The sequence below is a fragment of the Phytoactinopolyspora halophila genome (assembly GCF_003287285.1).
GTDB lineage: Bacteria > Actinomycetota > Actinomycetes > Jiangellales > Jiangellaceae > Phytoactinopolyspora_A > Phytoactinopolyspora_A halophila.
In genome coordinates this window covers 396406-420591 of the sequence record NZ_QMIG01000001.1, presented here as the reverse complement: position 1 = coordinate 420591, position 24186 = coordinate 396406, and the positions used below count along the sequence as shown (strand labels likewise).

The window sequence follows — 24186 nt, the reverse complement described above, 5'->3', positions numbered from 1 at the left end:
GCCTCCATTCGTCCCGAAACGCCGATCACGCGTCCTGGCGCCGGGAGCTCCAGGCGAGATCGAGGGCCTCGCGTGCCATGGCCGCGGCGGCCTCGACGTCGTGCATGAGCAAGGGCACCGCCCGGCACCGCAGGTGTCCTTCCGTGCGCAGCGCCTCGATGCCGGCGACGGAATCGGCGTCCGAGGTGTCGACCAGCCAGCCGTCGAGGATGTCGCGGAACATCCCGGCCACTCCTGCGGCGCTGACCTCCACTCCGGTCGACCGGAGCGTGGCACCGGCCATGCCCCGTACCGGAGCGGCACCGATGATGGGCGAGAGCCCGACCACGGGCGCGTCCGTGCTTGCCACCGCCTCGCGTACGCCGGGTACGGAGAGGATCGGTCCGATGCTGACGACGGGATTCGACGGAGGCAGTATGACGACGTCGGCGTTGGTGATCGCCTCGATGACGCCGGGTGCCGGCGTGGCAGAGTCAATGCCGACGAACATGATGCGCGCGGCCGCGATCCGGGCGTGCCATCGTACCCACCATTCCTGGAAGTGGATGGCACGCATCCCGGTGTCGTCAGCGACGACGACGTGGGTTTCCACTCGCTCGTCGGTCACGGGCAGGAGGCGCACCCCGGGCCGCCAGCGATCACAGAGTGCCTCGGTCACGGCGGACAGCGGATATCCCGCCGAGAGCATCTGAGTACGCACGATGTGCGTCGCGATGTCGCGATCTCCCAGGGTGAACCATTGCGGGTGGGCGCCGTAGGCGGCGAGCTCCTCGGCTACGGAGAACGTTTCGTCCTCCCGGCCCCAGCCTTGCTCTTCGTTGATGCCACCACCGAGCGTGTACATGACCGTGTCGAGATCAGGGCTCACGTGCAGGCCGTGCAAGGTGATGTCGTCGGCGACGTTGCCGATGACGGTGATATCCGCATCCGGTACGGCGTGCAAGAGACCGCGCAGAAACCGTGCTCCCCCGATGCCGCCGGCGAGGGCGGTAATGCTCAGCATGCTCCGAAGCTACCTTGCCGGTCGCTTCCACTGCCGCCCCGGCTCTCCCTTGTCTCTCCCTCCCATGATCATGAACATAAAGGGGCCAGTGAGGCCAGTTAGTGTTCATGATCATGGGAGGGAGTGGGTACTGCGGCGTCGACGTGCTGTTCGGGTGGGCCGCTCGACGGTGAGGGGATCGGTCACATACATGAACCGAAGATATTTAGCACGATTCGGCTTGACGCGCACGTATTCCAGCCATGTAATTTCGTACGTGTCGTAAGGTGTTCCGTGGCTTCGACCACCGCGGTACGCCACGGGGGCCGGTTCCCCGAGGGAGCCGGGAGCGGTCGAAGGAGGCGAGCCATGTGACTGAGTGGGAAGAGCTCAACCTCCTGCTCGAAGTTGTTGGTGAGGAGGAAACCAGCTGGCAGGAGCGGGCGCTGTGCGCCCAGACCGATCCGGAGGCGTTCTTCCCGGAGAAGGGCGGCTCGACTCGCGAAGCGAAACGAGTCTGCCTTTCTTGTGAGGTGAAAGCCGAGTGTCTCGAATATGCCTTGGCTAATGACGAACGTTTCGGTATCTGGGGCGGACTGTCCGAGCGCGAACGGCGTAAGTTGAAGAAACGAGCGGGCTAGGGCCTGTCTCCTCGGATCCGGCACGCGGTAGCCGGGCTGGACCCGAGGAGACAGCTCAGCTGTCATGCGGGATCTGTCACTTCATAGCCGGCCTCGTCCACCGCGGCGCGAATGTCATCGGGATCGAGCGGGCCGGAGCTGACGACGGTGACGTTCCCGCTGTTCAGGTCGATCCGAACGTCGGATACTCCGTTGATCTTGGAAACTTCTGAGGTCACGGCCGACACGCAATGTTCGCAGGTCATGCCGGTGACGGTGTAGGTCGACGTGGTCATCGTGCTGTCCTCCCACGGCGTGGTCGGGTTCGGTGCGCGTTCCGTGTTCGTTATCGCCGCCGCCCGTGTCGAACGGCCGGGTGTCACGAACGAACGAGGCGAGCGATCGCGTCTTGTGCTTCGCGGACCTTCTCGTCTGCTTCGGGCCCGCCCGTGCGCGCGGCGTCGACGACGCACGTGGCGAGGTGATTGTCGAGAAGTTCGAGCGAGAACGACTGCAACGCGCGAGTGGCTGCCGTGACTTGAGTCAGGATGTCGATACAATACTGATCGTCTTCGATCATTCGCTGCAAGCCCCTGACCTGGCCTTCGATGCGTCGAAGGCGCATCAGGTGCCGGTCCTTGTCCTTCTCGTAACTGGTCATCGTGCTCCTCCACGTCAGGCCGGGTCCCTCGGCGTCCACTATACCCCCCTAGGGTAAGCGCGTCCTGGCGAGCCGTCGCCGGTACGTGCCGCTGCCGCTCCATGTCTCAGCTCGCCACCATCTGGTGCGGCTCATGTCCCCGTTTCGGCGTAAGGTTGGCGATCGGCGTACCAGTACGCGAGTAGCTGGTCCCCGAGAACTGACGACATCTGGAACCGACGAGGCATGGCAACCGACCGATTCATCTCAACCGCCAGTACGGCCGGGCATGGCGCCCGAGCGGTGGGCGCTGCCGACGGCGACGTCGCTGACGGCTCGGCCGACATCTATGCCACCACTGCAGGTGGGGCCGACGCCGCCCTCGACGCGTTCGCGGCCGTGCCGGCCGACGAAGCGCCAGTCGGGCCGCGGCAGCTACAGGAACATGACGTGACCGCGATCCTCGTGGCGCACAACGGTTCCCGGTGGCTTCCCCGCGTCCTCGAAAGCCTCGCGGAACTGACGTATCGGCCAGACCGAATGATCGCCGTGGACACGGGCAGCAGCGACGACACGTCTCAGCAGCTGACGACGGTGCTCGGCGCGCCCGCTGTGGTATCCGCGCCGCGGTCGACGGGGTTCGGCGCTGCGGTGGCTCGGGGCTTGCACGAGTCCGACGAGGCGACCACGTCGTCGACCTTCACCTCGTGGCCTGCTGCCGAGCGCACGGAATGGATCTGGCTGCTGCACGACGACAGCGCACCGGCCCCGGACGCGTTGCGCCAGCTACTTGAGGCGGCCGTACGTCGCCCAGATGCGGGTGTGATCGGCCCGAAGGTGGTCAGTTGGAAGGGCGATCGCCAGCTCTTGGAGGTCGGCCTGACCATCACCGGCGGTGGGCGACGGCATACCGGACTCGACCGGCGCGAGTACGACCAAGGCCAGCATGACCACATCAGGGACGTGCTGGCGGTCGGCAGCGCCGGGATGCTCGTACGGCGGGACGTGTGGGACGAGCTGGGCGGATTCGACTCCGTCCTGTCGGTCTTCCGGGACGACCTCGACTTTGGCTGGCGGGTCAACCAGGCAGACTACCCCGTCATACTCGCTCCGAAAGCCGTGATCTACCACGCCGAGGCCGCGGCACATGGCCGGCGGCGCCTCGGCGCCACCCGCCACCGTGCACATCTGGCCGATCGGCGAAACGCGCTCTACGTCCTGCTCGTGAACTCGCCGCTGCGGTGGCTGCCGTTGCTGATCCTGCGAGTGTTGTTCGGCGGTGTCGGGCGTTCGCTGAGCTTCCTGTTCGGTAAGCAGCCCGCGCTCGCACTGGAGGAGCTCGGGGCGGTGTTCGCCGTGCTGTTCCGGCCGGACCGGATGATCCGCGGGCGAGCTCGACGGCGCAGTAACCGGCGCCGATCACACGTCCAGATGCGTCCCCTGTTTCCTCCCCGAGGCCAGCAGCTGCGAAACGCTGGCGAGAGCATCCTCGGCGTACTGACCGGATCTGGCGCGGGATCCGACATGTCCGGCGCGCATCGCCGGATGGGTGCGGTCGATGGTGTGGACGATGATGACGACGAGATCCCGGGAACCGACGACACGTTCTTGATCCGGTTGCTGCTGCACCCGCTGGTCCTGAGCACGGTCGCGTTGGTGCTCATCACCATCATCGCGGTTCGGGAGCTGATCGGCGCGGGTCGTCTCATCGGTGGCGCCCTGTTGCCCGTGGTGGGTGACCCCGCGGCGCTCTGGCAGATGTACACCGAGTCCTGGCATGGTGTCGGGCTGGGCAGCCCGACACCCGCCCCGCCGTATCTGGCCGTCGTTGCCACCGTCGCCACGGTGGTGCGCAGCGCGACGCTGGCGGTGGACCTCCTCGTGCTGGCCTCCGTTCCCCTGGCGGGAATCTCTGCCTACCTCCTGCTGCGCAGGCTGGTGAGCGGGCGTTGGCTGCGGTTGTGGGGATCGGTCACCTACGCGCTGCTGCCGGCCCTCACCGGCGCGATCGCCGCCGGCCGGCTCGGAACGATCGTCGCCGCGGTGCTCACCCCGCTGCTGGTGCTCGCGCTCTACCGCACGCTCGGAAAGCCGGGCGAGCCCGGGCCGTTCCGCGCGGCATGGAGCGCCGGATTGATTCTCGCTGCCATGGCCGCCTTCGTGCCGCTGGCGTGGTTGCTGGTACTCGCGTTGAGCGCGCTCGGGTTGGCGACGGTCTACCGAGATCGGACAACGGCCCTGCGCTTGCTGGTGACACTCGGCGTCACGCCGGTGGTGCTCGTGCCGTGGAGCGGCACCGTTCTGCGGGATCCGATCCTGCTCTTCACCGAGGCGGGAATGCCCGGACCCGGCCTATCCACCGATGCGCTGGAGCCGTGGTCGCTCCTGCTGCAATCTCCGGGCGGGCCCGGGGGTGCGCCGTTCTGGCTCGGTGCCGGACTGCTCTTCGCGGGCTGGGCGGCATTGTTCCGTGCGGATCGGCGCCAGGTGGTGATGACGGCATGGGCTGTCGCCGGAGTTGCCCTGGTGCTCGGCTTGATCGTTTCTAGGCTCCCGGTGACCGGACCCACGCTGCAGGCGCCGGTGTCCGGATGGCCGGGTTACCCGGCCATCGTCGTCAGCGGGGCGTTGATCATTGCTGCGGCCGTCGCGGGCGACGGTGTGCGAGGCTGGCTGGCGGGTACCACGTTCGGCTGGCGCCAGCCGCTGGTGGCCGTGGCTACCGCCGGCGCCGTCCTCGTACCCGTCCTCGGTGCCGGTTGGTGGGTGACCCGAGGTGCCGACGAGCCCCTGGAACGCCGTGATTCGGAGGTGCTGCCGGCGTACATCGCGGACGAAGCCCAGCAGCCGGAACGCATCCGCACGCTGGTGCTCAACCGCAGGGACGGGCAGGTCACGTATGCACTGCTACGTTCGTCCGGGCCACGGCTCGGTGACGCCGAGTCGGGTCCGCCCGCCGAGCAGTATCAGGCGCTCGACGACGTCGTCGCCGACCTCGTTTCGGGACGTGGCGGAACGGACGGTGCCCGGCTGGCCGAGTTCGCCGCGAAGTATGTCTACTTGCCTGCGCCGGCTGATCAGGACCTTGCCGACACCCTGGACACCGTTCCGGGACTGGTCCGGGCCAGCGCTCCGGAGGACGCGGCCATGTGGCGTGTCGATCACCCTGTGGGCCGGCTCTGGGTCGCCGAGCCCGAGCCCGACGAGGAGGACGCGGAGGAAGCGGACGCGGAGCCTTTCATCGTGGACAGCGAGGCCATCGATGCGAGCACCATAGTGCCGGACGGGGCCGAAGGCAGGACCCTCGTCCTGGCCGAGCGCGCCCATGCGGGATGGTCGGCGACGCTGGATGGCCGCCCGCTGGAGCGGGTGGAATACGACGGCTGGGCCCAGGGCTTCGTTCTCGGCCCCGCGGGCGGTGAACTCGAGCTGTCACACGAAGGGACGCGCCGCGCCGGGGTGCTGCTCATCCAGCTCGGCGTCGTGGTCTTCGTCGCCGTTCTCGCGCTGCCGGGGATGCGTCGGCAGAAGGGCGCTGTCGAAGACGCATCGGAGATCGATCCCGAAGAGCCCACGTCGCCCGACCTTCCGGCGGTCTCGACCGAGCCGAGCGCCCCTGGCGGTGCGGAGTGGGCCCAACCGGAACATGCTGGAGCAGGGCATCGGGACGAACCAGCCGGGGTCGCTGGCGTGGCAGGTGCCGGGGAAAGCTCGGACTGGCCACTACCGCCGCCGCAGGCAAACCCGGTTGCCCGGCCGGGCGGAACCGGGCAGTTTGCGGGACCGCCCGCCGCGGAGCCGTCTCCTCCCGCAGACGAGGCGCCGGAATCGACCACCGGTGGTGGCCATTACCGGGGGCGCCGGGCCGCGCGAAAGGCGAGCGAGGACGAACAGACGGCCGAGGAACGCAACTATCAAGGCCGCCGCGCGGCCGGCCGCCGTGCCGCCGGCAGGCGGGCGCGCGGTCGTGGGGACGGTGAACGGTGATGCGTAGTGGCCTGACCGCCGCGTCCGTGGCTGCGGGTGTCGCCGGTGTCATCGCCGCGGCAAGCTTGGTGGGCGCTCCCGAGTCGGTTGTCGAAGAACATCCCGAGGTCCGCGAGCCGGTCGTGCGTACGTCGCTGGTCTGCCCGTTCATCGGCGGTGAGGAAGAAGGGGCGGCACACGTGGGTGTGCTCGCGCTGGCTGGAGTGGACGCGGTCGACGACGATCAGGGCCCCATCGAGGCGCGAGCGCTCGATGCCGCGCCGGAGCCCGGCGAGGCGGACGACGACTCGGGGGACGGCGACGACTCGGGCGATGGCGACGAGAATTCGGAGGGGGACGGGGATGACGTCTCGCTCCCGGAGCCGATGCTGACCGTCGATGAGCGAGGCGCTCTCGGCGTCACCGACGTGGACATGGACGAGCCGGCGGCCGTGGCTGTCGAAGGCGAGGGCGCCCTCGCGCCGGGGCTGAGCGCCGAGCAGTCGCTGCTGATGAGTGAGGTCGATCTGCGTGGTCTGAGTACCAGCTCGTGTACCCGAGCATCGCGCGAGCACTGGCTCGTCGGCGGTTCCGGGCAAGTCGGTGAGCGGGGGCGCCTGGTGCTGTCCAATCCGACGTCCGTCGGGGCGGTCGTGGATATCGAGCTGTGGGACGAGGCAGGTCCGATCGATGCTCCGGCGACAGAAGACATCGGAATTCCGCCGCGCAGCTACCAGGTCCTGCTGCTCGAAGCGCTGGCGCCGGAAGCCGAGCGTGTCGGTGCACACGTCTCCACCAGCCAGGGCCGTGTCTCGGCGGCGCTGGAGATGCGGGAGAGCGATGAAACCACGCCGCTCGGCATGAGCTTCGTTCCGCCTGCGGTCGAACCGGACAACCGGGTGGTGATTCCCGGTGTGCCCGATCACGGGGAGCGGGTCCTGCGTATCCTCGCGCCGGGCGATACCGACGCGATCGTGTCGTTGCGGATGTTCGGACCGAACGGGCCGTTCACTCCCGTCGAGCACGATGTCGTGACCGTCCCAGCGGGAAGCGTCTTCGAGGTTCCGCTCGAAGGAAACGAGGAACCGGTTGCCGTCGAGCTGGACAGCGACCAGCCGATCACGGCCTCGGTGCGAGTCGTGGAAGAAGCCGACGACGGACTTCCCGATATCGCGTTCACGTCCGCGGCTCCGCCGCTGGACGGGCCGGCGGCACTCCTGCTGGGCGGGGCGTCGGAATCGGATACGACGTCGTTGCATGTCAGTTCCACCGGGGAGAGTCCGAGCCGGGTCGACGTCGCCTTCCTGGACGAGGAGGGTGAGGTCGCTGAGGAAGAGACTCTCGATATCTCGGGCGGGGCAACGGAGACGATCGAATTGGAAGCGCCGGGAGACGCGTCGTTCGCCACGGCCGTGGTGGATCCGGGACAGTCCGGCTCGGTCGTCGTCGCCCGGGAGATCTCGGCGAGTCGTGACGACGGCGCTTACCTGGATCTGATGCCAGCGTGGCCGCCCGTCATCGACGTGAATGTGCCCCGCGTCGTCGGTGAGCTGCCCGGCGTGCTCGATCCCACCGAGGAGTGACCCGGAACCCGCTGGGATTCAGTGATTCTTGCCGTATGAGGGATCGACGTCTTCCGGCTCGACGCCGAACATCTCGGCGATCTGCTCGACCACCACGTCGTTGACGAGTTCCCGTAACCCCTGCACGCTAATAGCGCGAGTCTCGATCGGGCGACGGAAGATGACGATCCGGGCGGGAAGCGGGCCGGTGCTGGCGAACGCCCGGGCCAGCGGCACCCAGTCGTGGGTCCAGTCGTCGAGCGTCGGGACGTCCTCGACTGCGAACTCGATCTTGGCTAGCTGTTCCCGCCATTCCCTGGTGAGGCGCTCGATGCTGGCTATCACGAGATCATCGAAGCGCTGAGCGCGGGAACGGCGCATCGGCGAGTCTCGCGGCACGAGGGGTGATCGCAGGCCTCGGCCGTGGCGGTCCCGACGGGCAGGCGGGAGCGCGTGACCCACGGTTTCGGCTGCCAAGTGGGGACGTTGCCTCACGCTTGCAGACTAGCAAGCTTCGCGACGTGACGATCGGTATGTCGAGAGGAGCATGGCGTGCCGCGCGGACGCCGGCACGGTCGGGACGTTAACCTGGCTAACTGTGAGCCCCATGCGTCGCTGTTCCCGATCGGCCTGCGCTCAGCCGGCCGTGGCGACGCTCACGTACGTCTATGCCGATTCCACGGCTGTCGTCGGACCGCTCGCCACTTACGCTGAGCCGCATACATACGATCTCTGCGCTGAACATTCCGAACGCCTCGTTGCTCCTCGGGGGTGGGAAGTCATCCGGTTGCAGCCCGATCCCGAGGTGTCGAAGCCGAGTAGCGATGACCTACTCGCGCTCGCCGACGCCGTCCGGGAGGCGGCCCGCTCGCCGGAGCCCGACCAGGAGCCGGTAGGCGAGCCCACGCGGCACGGGCATCTGCGCATTCTGCGCAATCCCGACATGTGATCCGGCAGAGATGCGTGCCTAGTCACGCTCTGTGACCGCGCCTCGACTATCCGGGTTGCGCGCCCCGCGAACAGGACGAGGGCAGTGCGGCACCCGGCCCGGTTGTCGCTCCATCCTCGAATGCAGGGGAGTCGTCTGTTCGCCCGTCGGATGTCATGGCCGTGCGAGGTACACTCCCTGTCGGCGGTTATCGTGGTCAAGACCCGCGATCACCCGTAACGCACATTCCGTATCGAGAAGAGCGAGGTCATCGACCGATGCAGCTGGCATGTTGCCGTCTGGCCGGCCCGCTGCTGGTAGCGACATTGACAGCCGCTGTGACGGCGTGTGGGGACACGGACGACGAGTCTGCCGCCACCCCGCTCGCCGAGATTTCCTCAGGTGAGGAAACCGCTCCGGCCGAGAACGGTATCGACGAGCTGCCAGCCGACGAGGTGCTCGACCTCGTCATCCAGTCCCTCGATGAAGCCGAGACGTATCGGGTGCAAGGTACGACGTTGGCGGGGAGCACGATCGACATCTCCTTCAAGGTAGGCGAGGGGTCAGTCGGCACCGTGACGACCGATAGTGAGGTCGAGTTGGTGGCCTCGGACGACGTGGTGTACATCACGAGCGATCCCTCGACGCTGGCCGACGTGGTGGACGAAGACATCGAGGAGACCATCGCCGACAAGTGGCTTCTCCTCTCGCCCGAGTCGAGTTCAAACTTCCGGATCTTCGTCGAGGGCAGCGAGTTCGCCGATGCCGTCCTGGGCTCCGAGGTCGAGGACGAGATGACGTCCGTGCAGGAAGTGGATGGCGTTCCCGCGGTGGGGCTGATCTTCGCCGAGAACGGGGGAACGCTGTGGGTTGCAGCCGAGGGTGAGCCACGTCCGATACGGTTCGAAGAGCGCGGAGCTTCCGGCGGCTCCGGCGTCTTGACGTTCAGTGACTTCGGCGAAGAAGTCGAGCTCAGCGTCCCGGATGAGGACGATGTGGTCGACCCCTCCGAGCTTCCCTCAAGTGCGGAAGAAGAGAACGAAGGCGAGGAGAGCGACGGCTAGCGGAGGACGACGCCCTCTCATCCATGACGCGCCGGTAGCGGCCCGGCGGCGGCGCGCGATAATTGGGTCGTGGAGCTGGTTGGCGGTATCGCGGTTGGGCTGAAGCGGCTGTTCGGCCGCGTCGAACTGGATGGGTTCGAGAATCTCCCCGTGTCAGGACCGGCCATCGTGGCGGTCAATCACACGACGATCGCGGACGTTCCGGTGGTCCTGGGAGCCTTTCACCGGGCCGGGCTGCATCCGAGCGTGCCATGTGAGGGTATGGGCTGTGGGTCGGAGCATGGCCACGTGCGATTTCTCGCGTCGTCCTTGGTGTTCCGGAGCCGGATGATCGGGCCGCTGGCGCGGCATGCGGGAATGATCGAGATCGGCTGGCGATGGTCCGGCCCTGCGGCGCTGCGATCGGCGCGGGAAGCGCTGGCACGAGGCGAGATCGTCGGCATCTATCCGGAAGGTGACGTGTCGGCGACGGACGACGGCTCGCCCCGCCGCTTCCGTTTCGGCGTGGGCCGGTTGGCGCTGGACTCCGGAGCGCCGGTGATACCGGTGGCGCATCACGATGCCCGAGTCATCGGTTCCGGGTCTACCGCGCGCAGTCTCGGGGGCGCGCTGACAGCGGTGGTGCGCCGCCCCACCGTGCGGCTTCGCGCTGGCCGGCCGATCCGGCCGGAGGAGTTCGCCGGGTGCAGCATCCGCGAGGTCGTCGACATGGTGCAGGACCGGGTGACCGAGGTATGGCGTTCGCTGGCGACGACGTCCGGGGGACCTGATGGGCCCGGAGCCGTCAGGCCGCCGCGTCGCACCAACCCCGCCCTTTAATTTTTCTTTGCGTTATCCCTGCGTACAGCTTCACTATGGGAAAATATTTGGTGATGGGCGGCGTGCCGGTGCAAGCTATGTCACAGCGTCAACGATGACGTTCACTAGAATTCGCCCATAAGGGCAGGTTCTGCCGTCGTAGCTCGCTGCGATGGCAGAGTGGAAGGGCGTCGACGTGACGCCGAAGGACAAAGACGACGGGAACGACGAGGAGTCGCGAGCGGAAAGAAGACGAGGGACGGCGATGTCACGGAAGGAGACGGGCACGTGCAGACGCTAGTGCTGAACGCTTCATACGAGCCACTGGCGGTCGTCTCCGTCCGTCGCGCGATCGTCCTCGTCTTGACAGAGAAGGCCGTCACCGAACACGCCGACTCCGACCGCGTCATCCGTTCGGCTACCCAGGAGTTTCCCGCCCCGCTCGTGGTACGCCTGCTGAAGTTTGTGCGCGTTCCTTACCGGCGCAGGCTGCCGTGGTCTCGTAACGGCGTGCTCGACAGGGACGGGCGGCGGTGCGGCTACTGCGGTAGTCGTGCGGAGTCCATCGACCACGTGCTTCCCGTTTCGCGTGGAGGAGCGGCCCGCAGCTGGTTCAACACCGTCGCGGCATGCCTGTCGTGCAACCAGGCGAAGGCGGACCGCACGCCGGCCGAGGCGTCGATGCGGCTACTGGTCGAGCCCTTCGAACCAAAGGTGCAGCGCGCGCTCGTCTTGGCACTGGGCGTCCGGCAGACGGAGAGCCTTCCGGACTGGCTGAGCGACACCCTCGCGGGACACACGTCGGCACGCCGTGCAGCGCTGGCGGCCAGCTGACGGCGATACCGTCGCGCCGAACTGTCGGCCGCATCGATCCGGAGCTCATCCGGCCCTCTTGGGGTATCGGTGTGCTGTGCGGGGATCAATAGTGGGATCATGGGCGGTGACGTCGATAAGGAGGTGCGCCATGGCGAGTCCCGTGCCCGGTCTGCCGACCGGCATGGTCGTCGGGACCTATGACGAATACGCCGATGCGCAGCGCGCCGTCGATTACCTGGCGGACCACAAGTTTCCAGTGGAACACCTCGCCATCGTCGGCACCGAGCTCCGCCAGGTGGAACGGGTCACGGGAAGGATGACGTGGGCCAAGGCGTTGCTTGGTGGGCTCGCCACGGGTGCATGGCTCGGGCTCTTCGTGGGGTTGTTGCTGAGCTTGTTCACCGAAGAAGGATGGGGAACGATCATCCTGATGAGCATGGCCTGGGGCTCCGTGTTCATGATGATCTTCGGTGCCGTGGGATACGCCTTCACGGGCGGCCGTCGGGACTTCACCTCCAAGAGCGTGATCGTCGCCGGCAAGTACGAGATCTACTGCCAGCACCAGCATGCCGAGGACGCGCGAAACCACCTGGCGCGGCTGTCGTTGCAGAACGGCTGATGGCGCGATCTGTGGAACTGCTTGACGAAACATACGGTGAATGAGGAGCGTCGTCGGGGTGAGAGGTGAACCGACCTGCCCGCGGTGTGGCGCCCACCCCACCGCTCCTGGAGTGTGGTCGAACCGGTGGACGTGCAGCAGGCACGGCGAGATCTTTCCGGTGTCGCCGGTGCGAGAGCCGAACGCGAGGCTGGTCCGCCAGCTCGCCGAGCGTTCGGCCGTACCGCTGTGGGCGCCGTGGCCGTTGATGCGTGGATGGGTCATTGGTGCGGTACTGGAGGCCGGTGACGATCCATCCGGGGTGCAAGCGACGGCGGTGGCGCTCAGCGGGCCCAACCCGTTCGGGGGTGCTGCCGATCTCGTCCTGGTCGCCGAGGAACAGGGCGTGGGACTGGGAGCCGGCATCGCCGGCATCGACGGGCCAGATCCTGGTGATGCGGTCAAGGCCGATCCGCACGCGCACGTCGAGGTCAAGGGACGGCTGGCGCCGTTGTGGTGCGTGCCGGGCCGACCCGACCGGGCGGTGTATGCCGGGCAGTCCGGCGGGATGTGGCTGTGGATGATCTTGTATCCGGAGAGCGCCGGCCTCTTGATGCTCGAGGAGCTCGTCTTCGAAGATCTTCGCGATCTCGGGCGGGAAGTCGAGCTCCTGCCCTACGGGACGCCACCGCCCTGGTTACCTCCGGGCTCCGCGGAGAGCACGTGAGGCGAAGAGGCGGCGCGAGCGAATGAATGACCAGCCGACGTTGCGGGACATGCCGAAGCGGCTCTACCGGGCGACACCGACCCGCCTGCTGGCGTGGCTGGACTGTCCGCGTCGCTACCGGTTCACGTATCTCGATCGGCCACCACCACCGAAAGGGCCACCATGGGCCCACAACACCGTGGGCGCGGCCGTGCACAATGCCCTGGCCCAGTGGTGGCGACTGCCGCGCGAGGCCCGGACCGTCATCCGGTCACGCGCTCTTGTCACCGAGTACTGGTCGGCGGACGGATTCCGGGATGCCGATCAGGCCGCGCAGTGGCACGAGCATGCCCAGGACATGGTGGAGCGCTACGTGTCCGGGCTCGATCCGGACGACGAACCCCGCGGTGTGGAGCGTACGGTCAGCACGATCCATGAGGGGGTGGCGCTGTCCGGGCGCATCGACAGGGTCGACGAGCGCGGTGCGGAACTCGTGGTCGTCGATTACAAGACCGGCCGGCACGTGCTCGGTATCGACGACGCCCGGTCGTCGCTCGCGCTGGCGGTCTACGCGGCGGCGGTGTCCCGGACGTTGCGCCGGCCCGCGCACCGCGTCGAGCTCCACCACCTGCCCTCGGGCGAGGTGGTGGCGTGGGAACACGACGATCACACGATCGCCCGGCATCTCGACCGTGCCGCCGAGATCGCTGCCGAATGCGAGGAAGCCGACGACGCGTTCCGTGCCGGCGCGACCGGCGATGAATGGTTTCCGCCCCGGCCTTCCCCGCTGTGCGGGTGGTGTGACTACCGCCAGCACTGCCCGGAAGGTGCGGCGGCCAGCCCGGCTCGCGCACCCTGGTCCGCCCTCACCCCACCCGCCACCAACCACACCCCCACATCCGAATGATCATGTGCCGGAACGGTGAGCCGCTGGAGGAGGGGCGACGGAGGCGGCGAGCGTGACCGAGGGGTTGGAACGGCGAGCCGCTGGAGGAGGGACGACGGAGGCGGCGAGCGTGACCGAGGGGTTGGAACGGCGAGCCGCTGGAGGAGGGACGACGGAGGCGGCGAGCGTGACCGAGGGTTGGAACGTTTTCTCGGGCCATAACACGCCTGCAGTCGTGGTACGGCCCGAGAAAACCTCATAGGGCTAGCTATTATCCGCAAATGTACGTTTAGGACAGCGGGCGAATGGGGATGTCCTATGGTGAATGTCGATCTTGGCCCGATTCGTCACCTCGTGAGTGACGGTGAGGAGAATGGATGCCTGGACGCTACGAACGGCCATCTCGGCCGGCGCGAGGCGCGGGACACGCCCAGAGCCGTGGGCCGCGCTCGACCCGGTTGCTCGGCTTCGTAGCCGGTGCCGTCCTCATCGCGGTGGGTGCCTTCACTGTCATCGATGGTGACGATATCGATCATGGCGATACTGACGGTGCGAGTGACGTGCTCGCGGACAGCGAGTCGGCCGACGGCGGTACCGATTCGCTGGATGGTATCGGGAGAGACGTTCGGGACACCGACGGCACATCCCGCTCCGCGGATCGAAGCCGTGAGCGTGACGACGACGGAAGCCGTGAGGGCGACGACGACGAACGTCCCTTGCCGGAGGCGGCACCCGACGTGCCGTTCATCGAGGTCAAGATCCACGACGATTCGGAGGACGAGGACTCCTCCGAGTCTGATGAAGACTCCGATCTCGACACGAAGCCGCAGGCGACCGCGCCGTTACCGGAAGACAGTGGACACGGTCGGCGCGTCGTGTACGACATCACCGGACAGCAAGTGTGGCTCGTCGATGAGGGCAACGAGGTGGTTCATACCTACCTCGTCTCCGGCAGCCGCTACGATCAGCTCGACGAAGGTACGTACGAGGTCTTCTCCAAGTCGGAGGAGGCGATCAGCTGGACGTACAGCGAGACCATGCGGTACATGGTGCGATTCCACCGAGGTGAGAACTCCAACATCGGCTTCCACGACATTCCCGTGTACCGGGACAGCGGTGAGGAGGTCCAGACCCTCTCCGAGCTTGGGACGCCCCTGTCGGACGGATGTATTCGCCAGGACCCCGATGACGCGAAGGCGCTCTGGGATTTCGCTCCCGTGGGCACGCCGGTGGTCGTGGTGCGGACCTAGGGCAACCTTGGTGCGGGTCGGCTCCTCCGGCCGGCGCGGGCCCGGGAACCGCTTACGCGCCGGGCCTAACCGTCTACGGGGTGGGCCTACGAATTGCGATCGATGGGCTCCCCGCCGCGGGTACGCCGACGTACCCGTTTGCGTGGGCGGGAATTCGTGGCGCCATCCGACGCGTGCTCGGAGCCGGAGCGTTCGGTGCTGCCGGATTGAGGCGAGCGGTTGCGATCCGACCCGGTCGATTGGCCGTTGCGCGAACCCGACCTGCGGCGCCGGCTACGCTGCCGTTTGGCCCCGCCCGCCGATCCGGAATCGCCGCTCTCGTCGGCCGCCTCGTCCTGCAACCCGGCCCTGGTCTGTTGGCTCTTCGGAAGTTTGCCCTTGGTTCCGGACGGGATCCCGAGATCGCGCAAGAAGTGTTCGCTGCTCGAGTACGTCTCCGGCGGATCGGAGAACGGCAGGCCGAGCGCGTCGTTGATGACCTTCCAGCGGGCGAGGTCTTCCCAGTCGACAAGGGTGACTGCGATGCCGGCAGCGCCCGCCCGTCCGGTTCGCCCAATCCGGTGCAGGTAGGTGTTCTCGTCTTCGGGACAACTGAGGTTTACCACGTGCGTGACGGCTTCGACGTCGATTCCCCGGGCAGCGACATCGGTGGCGACGAGCACGTCCACCTTGCCGTCACGGAACGCGCGCAGCGATCGTTCCCGTGCAGATTGGCCCAGGTCGCCGTGGACGGCGGCCACGGCGAAGCCGCGGCCGGTGAGCTCGTCGGCGAGCCGCTGTGTCGCTCGCTTTGTACGGGCGAAGATCATGCTCAAGCCGCGTCCCTCCGCCTGCAGGAGACGCGCGATCATTTCGTCCTTGTCGAGGTCGTGCGCTCGGTAAACGAACTGGGCCGTGGCGGGTACGGTCTGGTTCTCCTCGGCGGCCTCGGCCCGGATGTTGAGCGGATGGCGCAGGTAGCGGCGCGCCAGGCCGACGATCTCGGCTGGCATGGTCGCCGAGAAGAGCATCGTCTGGCGCAGTTCGGGGGTGAGCGTAATGATCTTCTCGACGTCGGGGAGAAAGCCGAGGTCGAGCATCCGGTCGGCTTCGTCCAGCACGAGGACCTTGACGTGCGCGAGACTGAGCTGACCTTGCTGTGCCAGGTCCAGAAGCCGGCCGGGTGTGCCGACGACGACGTCGACGCCCGAGTTCAGTGCGTTGATCTGTGGCTCGTACGCCTTGCCACCGTAGACGCTCAGCAGCCGGATCCGCCGGCCGCTGGATGCCGTCTCGAGATCTCCGGTGACTTGAACGGCGAGCTCTCGGGTCGGGGCGACGACGAGCGCCTGTGGCTTGCCGGGCTCGGTGGCTTCCGCGTAATCGCGATCGTCGGGTGCGACGATGCGCTGAAGTAGCGGTATGCCGAATGCGAGCGTCTTTCCCGTACCGGTGCGGGCTTGACCGATGAGATCACTGCCGGCGAGACCCGGGGGGAGTGCCAGTTCTTGGATGGGGAAGGCTTCGGTGATGCCGGCACTCTCGAGAGCGTCGGCCACGGCGGGAAGCGTTCCCAGTTCTCTGAAGGTTGTCAGAGTATTCGCCTCACTCGTTCGGAAGATCCTACCGAGGGGTGTCGTACGGTGTCCCTGCCGGTGCGGAGCCGCGCACCTGCACCCGTCCGGGGCGTCGCGCCGCAGCCTTGCCGGATCGTTCGAAACCACCCTCGGGGCATCCGTGCCTGTCGGCTTTGCGGATGCCGATATTACACATGACTAGTCTACGGTAGATGCTCATCACACTGCGGCGCCAATCGGGAGGCGTGCGGCGTGTCATCGGCCGATGTTCTAAGGTTACCGGGTGGAGCCGAACATGGACGATCCGGAATACCGGGCCGGCATCATCGAGTTGCTCGGTGCCCTCGGACTCGGCGAGTTGGCGGCCTTTCAGCGATTGTCGGCAGACTCGGAGCTCGCCCCGACCCTGGCCGATCAGGCGGCTCTTGCTGGTATGGCGGTGGTCGAGTTCCACCATTTCGAGCGGATCCGAGATCGGCTCGCCGAGCTCGATGTCTCGGTCGACGACGCGATGGCGCCGTTCCACGACGCCTACGCCGCTTTCCACGCCAACACCGCGCCGTCGACGTGGCTCGAGGGCCTGGTCAAGGCGTACGTGGGCGACCAGATTGCTACGGATTTCTACCGCGAGATTTCGGTGGCCGTGGATGAGGACACCCGCCTTCTCGTGACGAGCGTCTTGGAGGACTCCGGGCAGGCGGACTTCATCGTGGAGCACGTGCGCAGAGCGATCTCAGATGATCCGAGTGTGGCGGGGCGGCTCGCATTGTGGGGGCGCCGCCTGGTGGGTGAGGCGCTGTCGCAGGCGCAGCGTGTGGCTGCTGACCGGGACGCGCTTGCCACGATCATAGTGAGCGGTGCCGGAGGGCCGGGTATGGACCTCGCGGAGCTGAGCAGGGTGTTCACCCGCCTGACGGAGAATCATGCCCGGCGGATGTCGACGCTCGGATTGTCGGCGTAGCAGCGGTGCCTTTGTCGGCAGCAGCGGTCCGCGGATTGGCCAGGGAGGTGGCGCTACCAGTGGAGCGCGACCTCCTCGGCTCCCGTTCGCGCAGTCTTAGAGGGCGCCGAAACCCACGCGCCGTTCGACGGGTTCGCCGATCTCCACGTAGGCGAGGTACATCGAGCGCACGATCACTCGCCGGCCACGATCGTCGACGAGGTTGAGGACGCCGTTCTCACCGTCGGCAAGGGCGGCTCGGACCGCCGTGTCGACGTCCTCGGGCGACTGGTTGCTCTCGATCACCAGCTCGCGGGGGGCGTTGTGCACGCCGATCTTGACCTCCACGGGCACCTCTCACACATATTTGGGTGACGGACACGTCCGTCGCGGTGACAATAACAACGGTCAGGCTAACTCAACCGATTCCCACTCGATGAGCCTGTACGCCGGCAGCGATCGCCGGGCTTCGTGCGGGGCATCACTTGCCCTGTTCATGAGTGCGGGGAAATCCGCGGATTCCCCGCCATCCGAGCGAGGCGACCAGCTCGGCGGCCTTCGCCCGTGGGATGGTTCCTTGAGTGGACAGCCAATAGCGCGCGGTGACTTGGGCGATACCAACCAGCCCGACGGCGAGCAGGGTGGACTCTTCGCGTGACAGGCCAGTGTCTTCGGCGATGATGGCACTGATCTCGGCGGAGCACACGTCGGTCAGCCGGTCGAGCCGTTCCCGGACGGCCGGGTCGTTGGCGAGATCGGACTCGAACAGCAAGCGGTAGAACCCCGATTGATCGTCGACGAACTCGAAGTACGCGTTCACCGTGGCGATCACGCGCTGCTTGTTGTCCTGTGTTGAGGCCAGCGCGCGGTGGATGCCGTTGAGCAGTTCCTCGGTGGCCGTGTCGATGAGGGCGAGATAGAGCTCGAGCTTGCCGGGAAAATGCTGGTAGAGCACGGGCTTGCTCACACCGGCGCGGACCGCGATCTCGTCCATGGCAGCTGCGTGATAGCCGTGCGCGACGAATACCTCCCGCGCCGCCTGCAAGAGATGAGCACGTCGCTTGCCCCGGGGCATGCGGACACCGCGGGGAGGTACGTCGGGAGCGGCGCTCACACTCGCACCTCCAGATTCGTCGCAATTCTGGCGATGATACTCGACGTGGCCCCCTGTTGCCGATCCGTGGCCTGACGTGTGGGACGCGAGATCGCCTCGGTCATGGTGACGACGCTCAGCGGTAGTCGTCCTCGTCGTAGTCAACGATTCGGGACTGTTCGAAGACGTCGGCCGGATCGGCGTCACTCGGCAGATACGGGGGGAGGTCGGGTACTCCAGGTTCTTCCGGGTCGGGTGCGCTCGTCCCGGCACTCGCCGTGCCGTCGTCGGTAGCATGCCGGCGCTGTTCGTATACGTCGGCCTCAGGGGCCTCGACAGGTTCCTTGGGAACCTCGTTCTTTGCCATTTCGGGATTACCTCCCCGCGTATTGGTGACCGAGTCTGCTTCGCTGCCTACTCGATGCGAAGCTACATCTCATTCTGACTCCACGCCCCCGCGATGTGGGCGTTGCAGCACACTTCTTCGTGTCCGCGCGGCCGGCCCGCTGCGATGACGGGAGATGGTGCCTGCGGGGACGAATTACCATCGTCCCCGTGGCAACGATCTCGAGATGGCCGGGCTATGAGGTGACCTTGCCGAACGGGCATCAGCTAAACGTCCGGCATGCCTCACCCACGAGACGCGATGTGCCAGTGTCGGTGATGGTACACGGTCTGGGCGGAGCGTCGACGAACTGGACCGCACTCATGCGCGAGCTCCGTGATGATCTCGAACAGTGGGCGCCGGACTTGCCCGGTTTCGGGGAATCCCCGCCGTCGGGGCAGCACGCGGTCGAGGATTATGTGGCCGATGTGACGAGCTTTCTCGAACGTTTCGATGGCCCGGTTCACCTGCTCGGTAACTCGATGGGCGGGATGATCAGTGTGCACGTTGCTGCGACGCGTCCGGACCTGGTGCGCAGCCTGACACTGTTGTCGCCAGCGATGCCGCAATACCTGTTGCCGTGGGGAGCGCAAGCGATGGCGGCGATGGCGACGCCAAGGCTCGGCGAGTGGATGCTCGAACGGGCCAACCGGGAGCCAACCGAGGCGCAGGTCGAGCGGATCGCGCCGATGCTGTACGGCGATCCCGGCTCCGTCGACCGTGAAGAGTTCTCGTTCGCCGTGCAGGAGCGTATGCGCTGGATCGGGAAGCCCTACGCCAATACCGTCTTGCTGGCGTCGTTGCGCTCCCTCGTGACTCACTACATGCGGCCGCCTCGACGGTCGGTCTGGTGGCTGGTGCGCAAGGTGCTGTGCCCGACGATGGTCATCATCGGCGATCGGGACGTCTTGGTCGGTGCGCGGTCGGAACGCCGGTGGCGGCGGACCTTGCCCAGGGCACGCGTGATCCGGCTCGAACGTTCCGGTCACGTGGCAATGATGGAGTACCCGGTAGCCGTGGCCGAGCACATCCGGTCTTTCCTGCGCGACGCGTCCATGTATCAAGACGCTCGCGTCCATAACGTGGACGAGAGCTACGGGAATGCGGATGCGCATGCCACCGTTGCAAGAGGAAAAGAGACCTGAATTTCCCGGTGATCGTCGCCGATCACCCAGCTGGATGTTGGAGTGGATCGTGTCCTTGCCTCCTCTCGTCGAACCTGCTGCCGAACTCACCGTCGACGAGGTGCGCCGCTATTCGCGCCACCTGATCATCCCCGACGTCGGCATGGACGGCCAGAAGCGGCTGAAGAACGCCAAGGTGCTTGTCGTCGGCGCTGGTGGCCTCGGTTCGCCTGCTCTCATGTACCTGGCGGCCGCCGGTGTCGGAACGTTGGGCGTCGTCGAGTTCGACGCCGTTGACGAGTCCAACCTGCAGCGTCAGATCATTCACGGGCAGTCCGACATCGGCCGCTCGAAGGCACAGTCGGCGCGGGATTCGATCAAGGAAGTGAACCCGTACGTCAACGTCGTCCTGCACGAGACCCGGCTGGACAACGACAACGTCCTGGACGTCTTCTCCGGGTACGACCTCATCGTGGACGGCACGGACAACTTCGCTACCCGGTACATGGTCAATGACGCGGCCGTGATCCTGGGTAAGCCGTATGTCTGGGGCTCGATCTTCCGGTTCGAAGGGCAGGTCAGTGTCTTCTGGGAGAAGTACGGGCCGCAGTACCGTGACCTCTACCCGGAGCCGCCGCCACCAGGCATGGTGCCCTCGTGCGCCGAGGGCGGCGTGCTCGGCGTCCTGTGCGCGTCGATCGGCTCGATCATGGTGAACGAGGCGATCAAGCTGATCACGGGTATCGGCGAGCCGCTACTCGGACGCCTGATGGTGTATGACGCGCTGGAGATGAGCTACAACACGTTGAAGATCCGCAAGGATCCCAACGCCGAGCCGATCACCGAGCTCATCGATTACGAGGCATTCTGCGGTGCGGTCAGTGACGAGGCCGCCGAAGCTGCGGCCGATGCCACCATCTCGGTGACCCAGCTCCAGGACTGGCTGGATGCGCGAGAGCGCGGTGAGCGGGACTTCACGCTCGTCGACGTTCGTGAGCCCAACGAGTACGAGATCAATCGGATTCCGGGCTCGGTGCTCATCCCGAAGGGCGAATTCCTCACCGGCGAGGCGCTCGAGAAGCTTCCGCAGGACAAGCAGGTGGTGCTGCACTGCAAGTCCGGTGTCCGTTCGGCCGAGGCGCTGGCGGTTGCCAAGGGTGCGGGCATGTCCGATGCCGTGCACGTCGGTGGTGGCGTGGCGGCGTGGGTGAGCCAGATCGACCCGTCCCAGCCAGATTACTGATCACTCCGCTGAACACCTTGAGCTGATTACCCGCCGCGCCGCACCGGCGGCTGCCAAGGGTTGACACGTTTCCTCGGGCCATGACACGCCTACAGACGTGGTATGGCCCGAGGAAACGTACCAAACATGATCATTCGGGTGCGGCTCCTAGAGCAATCCACGGCGCTGCATCTGCGTCCACAGGATCCATCCCGGCACGATCGGTAGCCAGAACGACACGATCCGGAACAGCAGCACGGCGGGCACGGCAATTGTGGTGGTGACGCCAATGGTGGTGACACCTGCGGTCAGTGCTGCTTCCACCGCACCGAGTCCACCGGGCGTCGGGACAGCCATACCCAACGTGTTCCCGACCAGTTGAACCACCGCCAGGGCGGCGATGTCGGCCGTGCCTCCTACGGCCCGCAAGCTGGCGTAGAAGCACAAGATCAGCGCGGCAGCCTGCAGAAGGATGCCGCCGATGGCCATGGTCAGCTTGCGCGGGTTGCCGAGCACGTCGAGAAGGCGGGCGAGGCCCCGTTCGGCGAAGTCGGCCCATGCCGAACGCAGCCGGGTGCGGATCGGCGGGATGAGAATGAGCAAGGCGGCCGCGAGTAGGACGCCGGCCACGATCAGCAGGGTCGACTGCGACGGCTCGAGCCCGGCAGCGGCCGAACGTCCGGACACCACACCGAGCACGGCGATAGCTGGCATCGTGATGACGACGTTGCCGACCTGGTTGGCTGCGACACTCGCTGCCGCCAGCGGCCCGGCGACTCCCGCTTTCGTCAGCAGCCTGATGTTGAGTGCGACGTTGCTCACCGTCGATGGTGCCACCAGTCGGAGGAAACCCAGGCACACCTGGGCGCCGACGGTCCGCCAGAATGGCACTTTCTCGGGCACGAACCCCAGGATCGCGAAAGCGGCGCCGATGAAGTTCAAGGACATGGCCGCGATGGCAGGGAGAAGCCACCGCAAGTCCGTCTGGGCCCACAGCTCGCTGAAGGAGACCTCGACGAGTTGCGTGCCGACCAGATACACAGCGACGACGGCACCGGCACCGGTGAGGAGTGACAGCGCCTTGAATCGGCGTAGCTCTACTGGGCCGGTGCCCTCGCCGATGCGGCTGATGAGACCGTCGCGGAGTTCGCTGAGCAGCTCGCGCCTGCCTCTGAGCTCCTGGCGGACGCTACGGGGCAGGGCGACGACCTGGAGAAGCGGAATGGCGCTGCCGAGCGCGCCACGACCGAGTACCTGCATGGCGGTATCGATGGTGCGTTCGGCACCGACGACGAGCGTTGTGGCGACCAGTGCCTGTGCGAGGTCGGCGCGAACCGCGAGATCAGGAGCAGCGACCTCGCCCCCTGACGGGTCGAGCAGCCAGATCTTGCCCGTGTCCGAGGCAAGGATGGTGCGACCGGAAAGCCGCCGGTGGGCCACTTGATTGCGGCGCAACCGGCGTAGTTGACGCCAGAGATCGACGAGCATGGCGTCGGTCACATCGTCGGCGTTGAGCTTCGACAGGGGTTGGCCCGGTATGTGGTCGAAGACGATGGCGGTGGCCTCGTTGTTGATCTTGAGGACTTTGCGGAGCTTCGGCGTACGTACACCGGCGCGGGACACCGCCAGGGATTGCAGCGTGATCTGGTTGACGGCAGTGCGCATGGTCACCGCCTGCCGGGGCCGCACCTCCTCCCGGGTCTGTAGCTGGTCGAGCGCCCGGGCCATTGCTCCGGCCCCCTCGGTATCGCGATCCAGGACCAGCACGCCGAGTGGGCCCTGCTCGCTCTCGGCGATATACCGGCGGTACTGGTCTACGCTGTCCGCACGAAGCGAGGCGATGTTGTAGCCATGGGATTTGAGAACGGAGGCAACCTTCTGGCCGTCTGGGGCGACGGACGGCTGTCCGCTCACGAGCCTGACCAGGAGACCGACAACCCGCCCGATGCTGAGTGACGCGAGAATTCCGGCGACCGTCGCCTCGCCTTCGAGGAGCCCGACGGCGAAGCTGGCGGCAATGGCGAACAGCGCGACCTGCCGGATCCGTTTGAGGTTCAGCCGGGCGACGACGGTGACGACTGCCACCAGGACCGCCGGGAACATCGGCACGGGTGTGCCGTCTGTTCCCTGAACTTCGGGGACGAACGAGTCGTATAGCCGGTCCGTCGCTGCGGTCAGGATCCAATCGGAGATCAGGGTGGCGGTCACGGCGGCCAGAAGGGCGGCGATGAGGAGCTCGACGGTGGTGCGAAACCGGCCCCGCAGCATCAGGATGACCACGATGATGGGTGGCAGCGCCTGCGCCGCCAATCCGGCGGCGAACGAGATGAGATTGACCGGACCGCTGGGGATGAGCTGGTTCAGTTCGGCGAGATCGGCCGTGAGCGCAGTCAGCGTGGTCTCGGCGACGACGGCCAGTGCCACGAGGGCTGTCATGAAGACCACGACGAACAGCAGCCGCAGGCCGTCGAGGGGCCGCCGGGTCCGCCTGGGCAGGGGCGGTTCCTCGACCACCACCTCGGTAGCCGAGTTGCCCGCTTCGGCCCCTTGCGTGGCGACGTTGCGCTCGGGTTGCTCCATGTTCGAGCCTCCCTGTGCACGTGCCGCCGCGTTGATGTCCGCCATGTCAGTCTGATCGTCGCATGTCAAGTGCTCACAAGGTGCTGGCGACCCGCGGATTGTGATGAGGAGGTCGTTGAAAAGGTGGACGACGAATACGTTGAATCCGTGTTGAGCCTGGTAGAGCGGATTCCGCCCGGACGGGCGATGGCCTACGGCGCGGTCGCCGAAGTTGTGGGAGCACGTCTCGGGCGCGGTGGACCCCGGCAGGTGGGTGCGGTCATGGCGGCTTTCGGAGCGTCGGTGCCATGGTGGCGCGTGGTGACCGCCTCGGGGCGCCTGCCACCTGGACGTGAGGTGGCGGCCCTGCGCGAGCTCGTTGCTGAGGGAACACCACTAGTAACCGACGGTACCCGCGTGGACATGCGTCATGCCTCCTGGCGCCCCTCCGCTGATCACGAACACTAGCCGATCCATGAAGACGGCTAGTG

The 24186-nt window shown here is 66.7% G+C and carries 24 protein-coding genes; 15 read left to right on the top strand and 9 right to left on the bottom strand.

Annotated features, from left to right (window positions below):
• Window positions 1–25 precede the first annotated feature (25 nt).
• Entirely contained in the window at window positions 26–1000 is a 975-nt protein-coding gene (gene cofD / locus DPM12_RS01900) for a 2-phospho-L-lactate transferase (protein WP_112256693.1), read from the bottom strand.
• 353 nt (window positions 1001–1353) lie between these two features.
• On the opposite strand from cofD, the gene DPM12_RS01895 reads away from it, so the two are divergent.
• Window positions 1354–1623: a WhiB family transcriptional regulator gene (locus DPM12_RS01895; protein ID WP_112256545.1), complete on the top strand. Its 270-nt coding sequence runs from the start codon at window positions 1354–1356 to the stop codon at window positions 1621–1623.
• Between the two features lie 62 nt (window positions 1624–1685).
• Here the strand turns inward: DPM12_RS01895 and DPM12_RS01890 are convergent, their stop codons facing one another.
• Window positions 1686–1898, bottom strand: a complete 213-nt coding sequence (locus tag DPM12_RS01890; RefSeq protein WP_112256692.1) for a heavy-metal-associated domain-containing protein — start codon at window positions 1896–1898, stop codon at window positions 1686–1688.
• An 83-nt stretch (window positions 1899–1981) separates the two neighbouring features.
• Window positions 1982–2263, bottom strand: a complete 282-nt coding sequence (locus tag DPM12_RS01885) for a metal-sensitive transcriptional regulator (protein ID WP_112256691.1) — start codon at window positions 2261–2263, stop codon at window positions 1982–1984.
• Window positions 2264–2488: 225 nt separating this feature from the next.
• On the opposite strand from DPM12_RS01885, the gene DPM12_RS01880 reads away from it, so the two are divergent.
• Window positions 2489–6229, top strand: coding sequence for a glycosyltransferase (locus DPM12_RS01880; RefSeq protein ID WP_112256544.1), 3741 nt, complete (start codon window positions 2489–2491; stop codon window positions 6227–6229).
• Window positions 6229–7791: a DUF5719 family protein gene (locus DPM12_RS01875; RefSeq protein ID WP_112256543.1), complete on the top strand. Its 1563-nt coding sequence runs from the start codon at window positions 6229–6231 to the stop codon at window positions 7789–7791. The genes DPM12_RS01880 and DPM12_RS01875 overlap by 1 nt, the downstream gene beginning before the upstream one ends.
• Before the next feature lie 18 nt (window positions 7792–7809).
• Here the strand turns inward: DPM12_RS01875 and DPM12_RS01870 are convergent, their stop codons facing one another.
• Window positions 7810–8115 carry a metallopeptidase family protein gene (locus DPM12_RS01870; RefSeq protein ID WP_245951174.1) on the bottom strand — a complete coding sequence of 102 codons (306 nt, stop codon included), beginning with the start codon at window positions 8113–8115 and terminating at the stop codon, window positions 7810–7812.
• A gap of 253 nt (window positions 8116–8368) precedes the next feature.
• Between DPM12_RS01870 and DPM12_RS01865 the strand changes: the two genes are divergently transcribed.
• The 8 genes from DPM12_RS01865 to DPM12_RS01830 all read left to right on the top strand — a co-directional run bounded on the left by DPM12_RS01865 (window position 8369) and on the right by DPM12_RS01830 (window position 14816).
• Window positions 8369–8719, top strand: a complete 351-nt coding sequence (locus DPM12_RS01865; RefSeq protein WP_112256541.1) for a DUF3499 domain-containing protein — start codon at window positions 8369–8371, stop codon at window positions 8717–8719.
• A 257-nt stretch (window positions 8720–8976) separates the two neighbouring features.
• The gene (locus tag DPM12_RS01860; RefSeq protein WP_123788352.1) at window positions 8977–9762 is read left to right on the top strand and encodes a hypothetical protein; all 786 of its coding nucleotides are present in this window, start codon (window positions 8977–8979) and stop codon (window positions 9760–9762) included.
• A 69-nt stretch (window positions 9763–9831) separates the two neighbouring features.
• A complete protein-coding gene (locus DPM12_RS01855; RefSeq protein WP_112256539.1) occupies window positions 9832–10581 on the top strand; it encodes a lysophospholipid acyltransferase family protein in 750 nt (249 codons plus the stop codon).
• Between the two features lie 267 nt (window positions 10582–10848).
• Window positions 10849–11394 (top strand): HNH endonuclease, encoded by a 546-nt coding sequence (locus DPM12_RS01850; protein WP_112256538.1) that lies wholly within the window; start codon window positions 10849–10851, stop codon window positions 11392–11394.
• A 130-nt stretch (window positions 11395–11524) separates the two neighbouring features.
• Window positions 11525–11995, top strand: coding sequence for a YflT domain-containing protein (locus DPM12_RS01845; protein ID WP_112256537.1), 471 nt, complete (start codon window positions 11525–11527; stop codon window positions 11993–11995).
• Between the two features lie 58 nt (window positions 11996–12053).
• Complete coding sequence (locus DPM12_RS01840; protein WP_112256690.1) at window positions 12054–12701, top strand: DUF6758 family protein; 648 nt, start codon at window positions 12054–12056, stop codon at window positions 12699–12701.
• 22 nt (window positions 12702–12723) lie between these two features.
• Complete coding sequence (locus DPM12_RS01835; RefSeq protein WP_112256536.1) at window positions 12724–13587, top strand: RecB family exonuclease; 864 nt, start codon at window positions 12724–12726, stop codon at window positions 13585–13587.
• A 356-nt stretch (window positions 13588–13943) separates the two neighbouring features.
• On the top strand, window positions 13944–14816 hold the full coding sequence (locus DPM12_RS01830) for a L,D-transpeptidase (protein ID WP_112256535.1): 873 nt from the start codon (window positions 13944–13946) through the stop codon (window positions 14814–14816).
• An 86-nt stretch (window positions 14817–14902) separates the two neighbouring features.
• On the opposite strand, the gene DPM12_RS01825 is transcribed toward DPM12_RS01830, so the two are convergent.
• On the bottom strand, window positions 14903–16354 hold the full coding sequence (locus DPM12_RS01825) for a DEAD/DEAH box helicase (RefSeq protein ID WP_211658218.1): 1452 nt from the start codon (window positions 16352–16354) through the stop codon (window positions 14903–14905).
• A 313-nt stretch (window positions 16355–16667) separates the two neighbouring features.
• Here DPM12_RS01825 and DPM12_RS01820 point away from each other — a divergent pair, with 313 nt between their 5' ends.
• A complete protein-coding gene (locus DPM12_RS01820) occupies window positions 16668–17333 on the top strand; it encodes a ferritin-like fold-containing protein (protein ID WP_112256688.1) in 666 nt (221 codons plus the stop codon).
• 96 nt (window positions 17334–17429) lie between these two features.
• On the opposite strand, the gene DPM12_RS01815 is transcribed toward DPM12_RS01820, so the two are convergent.
• From DPM12_RS01815 to DPM12_RS01805, 3 genes are all read right to left on the bottom strand, one after another.
• The gene (locus DPM12_RS01815; RefSeq protein ID WP_112256534.1) at window positions 17430–17660 is read right to left on the bottom strand and encodes a DUF3107 domain-containing protein; all 231 of its coding nucleotides are present in this window, start codon (window positions 17658–17660) and stop codon (window positions 17430–17432) included.
• Between the two features lie 133 nt (window positions 17661–17793).
• Window positions 17794–18387 carry a TetR/AcrR family transcriptional regulator gene (locus tag DPM12_RS01810; protein ID WP_112256533.1) on the bottom strand — a complete coding sequence of 198 codons (594 nt, stop codon included), beginning with the start codon at window positions 18385–18387 and terminating at the stop codon, window positions 17794–17796.
• A gap of 154 nt (window positions 18388–18541) precedes the next feature.
• On the bottom strand, window positions 18542–18772 hold the full coding sequence (locus DPM12_RS01805; protein WP_112256532.1) for a hypothetical protein: 231 nt from the start codon (window positions 18770–18772) through the stop codon (window positions 18542–18544).
• Between the two features lie 188 nt (window positions 18773–18960).
• On the opposite strand from DPM12_RS01805, the gene DPM12_RS01800 reads away from it, so the two are divergent.
• The gene (locus DPM12_RS01800) at window positions 18961–19935 is read left to right on the top strand and encodes an alpha/beta fold hydrolase (protein WP_123788354.1); all 975 of its coding nucleotides are present in this window, start codon (window positions 18961–18963) and stop codon (window positions 19933–19935) included.
• Window positions 19936–19984: 49 nt separating this feature from the next.
• Window positions 19985–21157, top strand: a complete 1173-nt coding sequence (gene moeZ / locus DPM12_RS01795) for an adenylyltransferase/sulfurtransferase MoeZ (protein WP_112256687.1) — start codon at window positions 19985–19987, stop codon at window positions 21155–21157.
• 147 nt (window positions 21158–21304) lie between these two features.
• On the opposite strand, the gene DPM12_RS01790 is transcribed toward moeZ, so the two are convergent.
• Window positions 21305–23716, bottom strand: coding sequence for a lysylphosphatidylglycerol synthase transmembrane domain-containing protein (locus DPM12_RS01790; protein ID WP_158542664.1), 2412 nt, complete (start codon window positions 23714–23716; stop codon window positions 21305–21307).
• Between the two features lie 123 nt (window positions 23717–23839).
• Here DPM12_RS01790 and DPM12_RS01785 point away from each other — a divergent pair, with 123 nt between their 5' ends.
• Complete coding sequence (locus tag DPM12_RS01785; RefSeq protein WP_112256529.1) at window positions 23840–24163, top strand: MGMT family protein; 324 nt, start codon at window positions 23840–23842, stop codon at window positions 24161–24163.
• Window positions 24164–24186: the final 23 nt, after the last annotated feature.

What these genes read in the sequence shown, in the direction of transcription:
- DPM12_RS01875 (WP_112256543.1), top strand. Translation starts at nt 6,229, where the DNA reads ATGCGTAGTGGCCTGACCGCCGCGTCCGTGGCTGCGGGTGTCGCCGGT.
- DPM12_RS01835 (WP_112256536.1), top strand. Translation starts at nt 12,724, where the DNA reads ATGAATGACCAGCCGACGTTGCGGGACATGCCGAAGCGGCTCTACCGG.
- DPM12_RS01860 (WP_123788352.1), top strand. Translation starts at nt 8,977, where the DNA reads ATGCAGCTGGCATGTTGCCGTCTGGCCGGCCCGCTGCTGGTAGCGACA.
- DPM12_RS01820 (WP_112256688.1), top strand. Translation starts at nt 16,668, where the DNA reads ATGGACGATCCGGAATACCGGGCCGGCATCATCGAGTTGCTCGGTGCC.
- DPM12_RS01810 (WP_112256533.1), bottom strand. Translation starts at nt 18,387, where the DNA reads ATGCCCCGGGGCAAGCGACGTGCTCATCTCTTGCAGGCGGCGCGGGAG.
- DPM12_RS01845 (WP_112256537.1), top strand. Translation starts at nt 11,525, where the DNA reads ATGGCGAGTCCCGTGCCCGGTCTGCCGACCGGCATGGTCGTCGGGACC.
- DPM12_RS01805 (WP_112256532.1), bottom strand. Translation starts at nt 18,772, where the DNA reads ATGGCAAAGAACGAGGTTCCCAAGGAACCTGTCGAGGCCCCTGAGGCC.
- DPM12_RS01890 (WP_112256692.1), bottom strand. Translation starts at nt 1,898, where the DNA reads ATGACCACGTCGACCTACACCGTCACCGGCATGACCTGCGAACATTGC.
- DPM12_RS01790 (WP_158542664.1), bottom strand. Translation starts at nt 23,716, where the DNA reads ATGGAGCAACCCGAGCGCAACGTCGCCACGCAAGGGGCCGAAGCGGGC.
- DPM12_RS01880 (WP_112256544.1), top strand. Translation starts at nt 2,489, where the DNA reads ATGGCAACCGACCGATTCATCTCAACCGCCAGTACGGCCGGGCATGGC.
- DPM12_RS01830 (WP_112256535.1), top strand. Translation starts at nt 13,944, where the DNA reads ATGCCTGGACGCTACGAACGGCCATCTCGGCCGGCGCGAGGCGCGGGA.
- DPM12_RS01885 (WP_112256691.1), bottom strand. Translation starts at nt 2,263, where the DNA reads ATGACCAGTTACGAGAAGGACAAGGACCGGCACCTGATGCGCCTTCGA.